Source organism: Rhodoferax sp., assembly GCF_028714215.1.
Lineage (GTDB): Bacteria > Pseudomonadota > Gammaproteobacteria > Burkholderiales > Burkholderiaceae_C > Rhodoferax.
In genome coordinates this window covers 1-8,533 of record NZ_JAQTMS010000091.1, presented here as the reverse complement: position 1 = coordinate 8,533, position 8,533 = coordinate 1, and the positions used below count along the sequence as shown (strand labels likewise).

Sequence of the window (8,533 nt, the reverse complement as noted above, 5' to 3'; positions counted from 1 at the left end):
CGCCACCGGCAGCTTTGTCGACAAGAACGTCGGCACCAGCAAAGCCGTGGCTCTCACCAGCAGCTACAGCGGCGCCGATGCAGGCAACTACAGCATCACCGACCAGGCCAGCACCTCCGCCATCATCTCACCCAAGGCATTGACCGTGAGCGCCACCGGCGTGAACAAGGTCTATGACGGCGGCAATGTCGCAACCGTAGCCTTGAGCGACAACCGCGTCGCGGGCGATGTATTGAGCTTGAGCGACACCAGCGCCAGCTTCGCCGACAAGAACGTGGGCACAGCCAAGGCCGTGAGCGTGAGCGGCATCAGCGTCGCAGGCACCGATGCGGGTAACTACAACTTCAACACCACGGCGGCGACCAGCGCCAACATCACACCCAAGGCATTGACAGTGAGCGGTATCAGCGCCAGCAACAAGGTGTATGACGGCAGCACAGCCGCCACGGTGAGCACCACGGGTGCCAGCTACAGCGGCCTGGTCGGCGGTGACGCCGTGGCAGTGCGCGCCACCGGCGCGTTCAGCGACGCCAGCGTGGCCCCAGGCAAGACGGTGGTTCTCACCAGCCTCTACAGTGGCGTCGACGTGAGCAACTACAGCATCACGGGGCAGGTTAGCACCACGGCTGACATCACGGCCGGTTCACCAACACAGTCGGTGGCTGCCTTGTCCAATGGCACACAACTTCTGCCCGCTTACGCGGGAGCCGTCTTCACCTCGGAGATCACCGTTTCAAAACCGGCCGCAGCACAGACTGGCACGAACCCCATTGCGTCCCCAATGGCGACCTCGGTTGCTCGAACCACGCCTCCTGCGGCCCCTGTGGCTGGCATCACAGATACCGGTGAGATGCACTTTGGCCCCATCACAGTGATCAGCGGTGGCAGCAAATTGCCGGCCGACGCACTGCTCTTAAGCCTGGCCCAGTGACCTTGCCTAGACCTACCGATTTGTTGAAGCCTTGAAGGACGGAGCGCAGCACAAAGCCGTGCTCTTCTCCCAACTTGCTTTCAATCTCAATTAAAAGATATTCCATGCAAAACACACACCACTTCGCCCACTTCCCACGCTCATCCATCTTCCGCGCCGTCACGCTGACCCTGCTGGCCGCGGGCGCCGCAACGGCCGTATCAGCCGCCCCGGCCGCACCCGACGCCGGCCAAATCAGCCGCGAGCTGCAGCAGCAACCCGCCTTCACTGCCACACCTTCGGCCAAGCCCTTGCGCGTGCCCGGCGACAGCGCAGTGGGCAAGGCCAACGGCGCAGCACGCCTTGCCGTGCAATCGATTCGCGTGCAAGGCAGCACGGTGTTCAGCGCTGCTGAACTCGAAGCCCTGGTGGCCGACTTGCTGGGTACCGAGCACAGCCTGGCCGAGCTCGATGCCGGAGTGGCCCGCATCAGTGCCTATTACCGCGAGCGCGGCTACCTGGTAGCTCGCGCCTACCTGCCCGCGCAAGACATCCAAAGCGGTGCGCTGGTCATCAAAGTGCTCGAAGGCGTGCTGGATCAGCAAAAGCTCAGCAACCCATCGCGCCTGTCCGATGCCCGCGTGCAAAGCTATCTGAGTGATGTGAAGACTGGCGAAGTGATCCAGGCCCGGCACGTGGACCGCGCCCTCTTGCTGCTGGGCGACACCCCCGGCGTGGGGGCGGCACGCGCATCCCTGCAGCCCGGCGCCAGCGTGGGCAGCAGCGATTTGCTGGTCGAACTGGACCCGGCCCAGGCCTATGCGGCCAATGTGGAACTCGACAACTACGGCAACCGCTACACCGGCGAATACCGCGCGGGCGCAGCCCTGTCCTTGAACAGCCCGCTGGGCATTGGTGACTTGTTCAGCGCCCGGCTCATCAGCAGCGGTTCGGGCATGAGCTACGCGCGACTGGCGTATCAGGTGCCGGTGGGCGCCAGCGGCCTGAAGATGGGTGCCGCCGTAGGCGATACACGCTACAAACTGGGCCAGGACTTTGCCTCCTTGCAAGCCCACGGCACAGCCAGCAGTGGCAGCGTGTACGCCAGCTACCCGTTCATTCGCAGCCAGCAAAGCAATCTGTCGGGCACGCTGAGCTGGGAAGATAAAAAACTGGTGGACCAGACCGATGTGCCGGCGTCGACCACCGACAAGCAAGTGCGCTTGAGCACGATCGGCCTGGCGGGCAGCCGCCAGGATGCATTGGGCGCGGGTGGCATGACCAGCGTGGAAGTGTCGCTCGCCAGTGGCCGCTTGAGCATGGATGCGGTCAGCCAGGCGCTGGACGCCGCGCCCAGCTCGGCCCAAAGCCAGGGCGCCTTTGGCAAGTTCAGCTACAGCCTGAACCGGCTGCAGAGCTTGGGTGCCAAAGACAGCTTGTCGCTGTCGCTGCTGGGCCAGCTTGCCAACAAGAATCTGGCATCGTCGGAGAAATTTGCGCTGGGTGGTGCCAATGGTGTGCGCGCCTACCCGCAAGGCGAAGGCAGCGGCGACCAGGGCTGGATCACCAACCTGGAGTGGCGCCACAGCGTGGCAGAGCAGATGCAAGGCGTGCTGTTTTTTGATGCGGGCTCGGTGGACATCAACCACAGCGCCTACACCACAGCAAGCAACAGCCGCAGCATTGCGGGCGCGGGCTTCGGTCTCAATGGCCAGATCGGGCGCCTGCGGTTCAAGACCGCCCTGGCCTGGCGCACCCGAGGCGGCTCGCCGACCTCGGAGCTCGCCAGCGTGGACCGCAATCCGCGTTTGTGGGCGCAGTTAAGCTTGGGCCTTTAAGGAATAGACCCCCCATGGCCAAGTTTGTCGGTGTCACCGGGCTGCCAAGAGCAGGCTCGACCTTGCTGTGCCAATTGCTGGCGCAGCACCCCGAGATTCACTGCGAGGGGCACAGCTCGCCGCTGTGCAACACCTTGCTGGGGATTCGGCGGATGGTGAGCGATGACCAGTTCTTTTTGTCGCAGCTCGACACCTCGTTTGAGACCAGCTATGGCCACCTGAGCGCGGCCATGCAAGGCTATTTGCGCGGTTGGCACCACGACGCGAGCAAGCCGCTGGTGGTGGACAAGAACCGCGCCTGGCTGCATGCCATCGAGATGCTGCTGCACATCGAGCCCGAGGCCAAGCTGGTGGTGTGCCTGCGCGACCTGGGGCAGATTTACGGCTCCATTGAAGCGCAGCACCAGCGCACCATCCTGATCGACTTCATTGACCATCTGGCCGACTACGACCGCTTTGGTCGGGCCGATGCGCTGTTTGCCAAGGACAAGGCGATTGGGGCGCCGCTGATGTCACTGCACTCGGTGCCGGACTTGCCTAAACACGTGCAGGAGCACCTGTACTTTGTGCGCTTTGAAGACCTGATGACGCAGCCGGTGGCCTGCATGTCGCACCTGTACGACTGGCTCGGGGTGTCGCCACTGACCATCAACCCGGCGCAGTTGCAAGTGGGCCAGCAAGAGAGCGACAGCCACTACCACATGAAGTACACGCACAAGCAGGCCAGCCAGATCACCGCGCCCAAGCACCATGAGATCCCACCGCGCATCCAGGCCTTGATCGAGACGGCCTATGCCTGGTACTACCAGCTCTACTATCCGAAATTGCCTGCCCGCATTTGAAGAAATGAAACCGGACACGCCCAATCACAATGAGCGCAATGTGGTGTGGCTGACCAGCTTGATCAGCCGGGAGCAGCGCGAACGGACAAGCGGGCACCGCGGCCTGGTGGTCTGGCTCACCGGGCTGCCGGGCTCGGGCAAGTCCAGCATCGCCTCGGCCACGCAGGCGCAACTGCACGCCCAAGGCTACCAGACCGTGCTGCTCGATGGCGACAACCTGCGCCACGGCTTGTGTGCCGATCTGGGCTTTTCGATGGAAGACCGCCATGAGAACGTGCGCCGCGCCAGCGAAGTGGCCAAGCTTTTCCTGGCGCAAGGCTTTGTCGTCCTGGTGGCACTGGTGTCGCCCATGCGCAGTGCACGCGAGCAGGCACGCCAATGCATTGGTGCGGATGACTTCATGGAGGTGTGGTGCCAGTGCCCGCCCGTTGTTTGCGCCTCGCGTGATATCAAGGGCCATTACGCCAAGGCCAAGTGTGGCGTGATCGCGGACTTCACGGGTGTCTCTTCGCCTTATGAAGAACCGCTGCTTCCTACCTTGGCGCTCGACACTGCCGCGCAAACGATTGACGAATCGGTGGCGCAGATCATCGACTTTCTCACACTGGTCAGACCTGAACCGGAGCAACGAGCACGCGCACCGGAAAATTTCCACGGCTGATCCGGTGAGCTTGCGGACATGCATGAGCCATTAAACAGAAGATTCACAAAGCTTTCGCATTCCAGCGACAGCAGCGCAATCGCAATCGGTTTTTTGACGGTGTGATGCGCCCGAGCCGCTGCCTGGCCGATTTCGTCGCCCCCAAGGGCGCGGCGCCCGACGGCAGCTGAGCGAGCCGGCGCTACAGCGCTTGTTGGCACCGAATTTGTAGCTGCACTCGGTTCGCCAACCGAGCCAGGCCCAAGCGCCGCTGGGCGCTATGGCCGTTACGCCGTCAAGACGCGGTTTGAGAGGGAAAATCGCTGCGCCAGCATCAGGGCAGCGACACCCAGCAGGCTCAGGGCCAGCAGCAGCCAGACGCCGTTGCGGTAGCCGACCTGCGGTGTCCACAGCAAGCCCAGCAGCAGCGGTGCACCGGCGCGCGCCAGGGCCAGCGGCAGCCCCAGCGCGCCGTTGAGGGTGGCGACGTGGTCGCGGTTCACGTACTGCGCCATCGCCGTGCCTTTCACGATGGTGAGCATGCCGTTGCCCATGCCGTAGAGCAGGACAAACAGCAGCACCACCCAGACTTGCGTCGCCGGCAACAGGGGTGCCACCAGCAAGGCGATCAGCCCCAGCGGGATCAGGCAGGGAATCAAGCGATTGGCGACGTGCACATCGAAATGATGCTCGAAGAAAAACAGCAGCAAACGACCCAGCACCTGCACCGCACCGATGCTGGCCGGGATCGCAATCACCCAGACCTCGCTCAAGCCGTTTTCCCGCAACAGCGTCACCATGTGCGCCGGCAGCGCCACCACCACCGCCATCATCAGGGTGACGAAGACCCCGATCAACAGGAACGGGGCGCTGCGGATATGGCGCGCCAGGCTTGTTGCGACCGGCTTGTCGTCGCTGGCGCCCGGCAGCAGGCGGCCCGGAGCGCCACGCAAGGTCAGCAGGTGCAGGGGCGCGCACACCAGCCAGTGCAGCAGCGCCAGGCTGACCATGGCCTGGCGCCAACCCCAGTGCGCGATCAGCCAGGCCGTCAGCGGAATGAACACCGTGCTGGCCAGCCCGCCGAGAAAAGTCAGGGTGATGATGGCGCGCCGAAAATCGTTGGGAAAGCGGCGCGTCACCACGGCAAAGACCGGCGAATACAAAATAGCCGCCATGGCGGCACCCAGCCCGGCCCAAACCGCATAGAAGCCGACCACGCCGGTCACGAGGCCGTGCAGCGCCAGACAGGCGCCGGCCAGCACCGAGCCACCGGTCATGACCAGCCGTTCGTGGCCCCGGTCGATCCAGCGCCCCACCGGATAGGCCAGCACGCCCTCGACCAGCAGGGCCAGGCTGAAGGCCAGCGACGACTGCGCCCGGCTCAAGCCCAGATCGCGCTCTATCGGCGCCATGACCAGGGCAAAAGTGTAAAAAACGCTGCCCCAACTGATCAACTGCGCGAGCGACAGCCAGCCCACCAGGTGACGGTCGTGCGGAACCGGATCTTGCATCGCTGGATTATGGCAAACCGGTGTGCCCGAAGGCGCTCCGGCCGGCCGCCGCCGGCGTCAAATTTGGTAGCAATTCAGAGCCCGCTCGGCAGACTGTTACAAGTCATCACAAAATTGCGCCAGCGGCCGGCGCGACTTGATGGTCCAATCGGGTCTCTTTTCGTTGCTCCGGCGCCAAGGTTGGCCAAGGTTGGCCTCTTGGCAGTGCCGGGGTTTAGCGCTAAGCTGTTGCAGCGCGGTTCTTTACTAAATCGAGGACAGAGCGGGCTCGCAGTGCATGGCGCTGGTTTGTTCGGCAAGGTTTCGGGAAACACATGAGCGGCGTTTTTTCAAAATTTACGACCAGTCTGATGGGCTTGTTGGGTGAATCGACATCGAAGCCGAGCGCCAAGGCCCGCATCGGAGACATTCGGCAGGCCATGCTGGACAGTCTGGACGGTGTGGCGGCCAGCCATCAACTGACCAAGGTGAGCGCTCGCATACTGTACGCACCCGACGTCCAGTCGCTCTGGTACCTGCGCGGTGATGTCATGACGCTGCTGGCCGAAGCCCTGGGCGAGTCGGTTGCCAGCGCCCGCCTGGCGACCATTTCGACCCTCTTCATCGGCTTGTTGCCGTCTGCCCAGAAGTCACGTCCGACCCGCCTGCATCACTGAGCGTCGGTATTGCATGGCTTCGGCCACATGCGTCACCTGGATGTTGGGCGCCGCCGCCAGATCGGCAATGGTGCGGGCCACCCGCAACGCCCGGTGCGTGCTGCGTGCCGACCAGCCCAGCCGCGCCGCGGCGATGTTGAGAAACTTGGCCGCCGCCTCGTCGAGCAACAGACAGGCGTCCATTTCCTGACCTTGCAGCGCCTGGTTGAGCTTGCCCTGGCGCGCCATGGCACGTTCGCGCGCCGCCAGGCAGCGCGCGCCAACGCTGGCGCTGGCTTCACCGGGGCGGGCTTGCAGCAGATCGGCCGCCGCCAGCGCCGGCACCTCCACGTGCAGGTCGATGCGATCGAGCAGCGGGCCGCTCAGCTTGCTCTGGTAGCGCGCCACCTGGTCGGGCGTGCAGCGACAAGCTTTCTGCGGCGAGCCAAGGTAACCGCAGGGGCAGGGGTTCATGGCCCCTATCAGTTGAAAGCGGGCCGGAAACTCGCTGCGTCGCGCCGCCCTTGAGATGGTGATGCTGCCGCTCTCCAGCGGCTCGCGCAAAGCCTCCAGCGCGGCGCGCGGAAACTCGGGCAACTCATCGAGAAACAGCACGCCATGGTGCGCCAGCGAAATTTCGCCCGGCCGCGGTGGCGAGCCTCCGCCCACCAGCGCCACGGCGCTGGCCGTATGGTGCGGACTGCAGGTCGGGCGCTGGGCCCAGTTGGCGAGCGAAAAGCGGCCACCCAGGCTGGCCACGGCGGCGCTCTGCAGCGCCTCCTCGGTGCTCATGGCCGGCAACAGGCCGGCAAAACGCTGTGCCAGCATCGACTTGCCGGCCCCCGGAGGCCCTACCAGCAACAGGCTGTGGCCGCCGGCCGCGGCAATCTCCAGCGCCCGTTTGGCACCCAGCTGGCCTTTGACGTCGGCCAGGTCCGGGTACGGCCGGGCCATCACCTGCGGTGTTGCCTCCACCCGTGCCCAGCCGGCTGTCGGCTCGGGCGCCGGGGCAGTGTCTGGCTGCGGCAAGAATTGCCGCACCACGTCCAGCAGATGGTTGGCACGGTAAACCTGGGCATCGGGCACCAGGGCGGCTTCCTCGGCGCTGCCGGGTGGCAACACCAGTCGGGTCACAACCCGCCCGGCATGCAGCGCCAGACTCATGGCCAGCGCGCCGCGCACCGGCCGCAATTCGCCCGACAAAGACAGCTCCCCGGCGAACTCATGGCCCGCCAGTTTGGCCGCGTCGATCTGACCGCTGGCGGCCAGGATGCCCAGGGCTATGGGCAGGTCAAAACGCCCCGAATCCTTGGGCAGGTCGGCCGGCGCCAGGTTGACGGTGATGCGCTTGTTGTGCGGGAACTCCAGCGCCGAGTTCTGAATCGCCGAGCGCACCCGCTCCCTGGCCTCCTTGACCTCCACGTCGGCCAGGCCCACCAGGGTGAAGCTGGGCAGACCGTTGGCCAGATGCACCTCCACCGTGACCGCTGCCGCCTCCAGGCCCAGCAGTGCACGGCTTTGCACCAAAGACAGACTCATAGGGATTCCTCTCCAAAAAGGTGCGCCGACATTTGTCAAACGCCCCGTTGTGCGCACCAAGGAAGTGCCACCTGTTTTTTTATACAGATATCTTAACGCACCTTCAATGAACCAGTTTACAGAGGTACGCGACCAGCCTGCGGCAGTTGGCACGGACCGTGCATACAGCCCTTCATCCCTCAACTCTTCCGGAGAACTGTATGAAGCTGAAAACTACAAGCGCCATGGTCCTGAGCACACTGCTGGTCGGCACCGCCGCGATGGCCCAAACCAAAGCGCCCGAACCCGACTACACGCTGTCATACAACGTCGGCGTGACCAGCGACTACCGCTTCCGCGCGATCGCCCAGACCTCGACCAATCCGGCCCTGCAAGGCGGCGTCGACTTCGCCCACAAGAGCGGCCTTTATCTGGGCGCCTGGGCCTCCAACATCAGCTGGATCAAGGATTACGCCGGCGCCACCGACGGCTCTGTGGAGCTTGATCTGTACGGCGGCTACAAGGGCGAAATCAGCAAGGATTTCACTTATGACCTGGGCCTCATCACCTACCAGTACCCCGGCGACACGGCCACCACCGACATCTACACCACCGAGTTCTACGGTGCCCTGACCTACG

The 8,533-nt window shown here is 64.2% G+C and carries 8 protein-coding genes; 6 read left to right on the top strand and 2 right to left on the bottom strand.

Going from position 1 to position 8,533, the window contains the following annotated elements; all coding sequences use genetic code 11:
- The 4 genes from PHS32_RS23645 to cysC all read left to right on the top strand — a co-directional run.
- Nucleotides 1-931: YDG domain-containing protein (locus tag PHS32_RS23645; protein WP_301081967.1), on the top strand; the 931-nt coding region annotated here is incomplete at its 5' end.
- A 104-nt stretch (nucleotides 932-1,035) separates the two neighbouring features.
- Nucleotides 1,036-2,748 carry a ShlB/FhaC/HecB family hemolysin secretion/activation protein gene (locus PHS32_RS23640; RefSeq protein ID WP_301081966.1) on the top strand — a complete coding sequence of 571 codons (1,713 nt, stop codon included), beginning with the start codon at nucleotides 1,036-1,038 and terminating at the stop codon, nucleotides 2,746-2,748.
- 14 nt (nucleotides 2,749-2,762) lie between these two features.
- The gene (locus PHS32_RS23635; RefSeq protein ID WP_301081964.1) at nucleotides 2,763-3,590 is read left to right on the top strand and encodes a sulfotransferase; all 828 of its coding nucleotides are present in this window, start codon (nucleotides 2,763-2,765) and stop codon (nucleotides 3,588-3,590) included.
- A gap of 4 nt (nucleotides 3,591-3,594) precedes the next feature.
- Nucleotides 3,595-4,251 (top strand): adenylyl-sulfate kinase, encoded by a 657-nt coding sequence (gene cysC / locus PHS32_RS23630; RefSeq protein ID WP_301081961.1) that lies wholly within the window; start codon nucleotides 3,595-3,597, stop codon nucleotides 4,249-4,251.
- 266 nt (nucleotides 4,252-4,517) lie between these two features.
- On the opposite strand, the gene PHS32_RS23625 is transcribed toward cysC, so the two are convergent.
- On the bottom strand, nucleotides 4,518-5,741 hold the full coding sequence (locus PHS32_RS23625; protein ID WP_301081958.1) for an MFS transporter: 1,224 nt from the start codon (nucleotides 5,739-5,741) through the stop codon (nucleotides 4,518-4,520).
- Between the two features lie 314 nt (nucleotides 5,742-6,055).
- Between PHS32_RS23625 and PHS32_RS23620 the strand changes: the two genes are divergently transcribed.
- Entirely contained in the window at nucleotides 6,056-6,397 is a 342-nt protein-coding gene (locus PHS32_RS23620; RefSeq protein ID WP_301081956.1) for a hypothetical protein, read from the top strand.
- Here the strand turns inward: PHS32_RS23620 and PHS32_RS23615 are convergent.
- Nucleotides 6,371-7,915, bottom strand: a complete 1,545-nt coding sequence (locus PHS32_RS23615; protein ID WP_301081955.1) for a YifB family Mg chelatase-like AAA ATPase — start codon at nucleotides 7,913-7,915, stop codon at nucleotides 6,371-6,373. The genes PHS32_RS23620 and PHS32_RS23615 overlap by 27 nt on opposite strands.
- A gap of 200 nt (nucleotides 7,916-8,115) precedes the next feature.
- Here PHS32_RS23615 and PHS32_RS23610 point away from each other — a divergent pair.
- A partial coding sequence (locus PHS32_RS23610) for a TorF family putative porin (protein WP_301081954.1) occupies nucleotides 8,116-8,533 on the top strand: 418 nt, incomplete at its 3' end.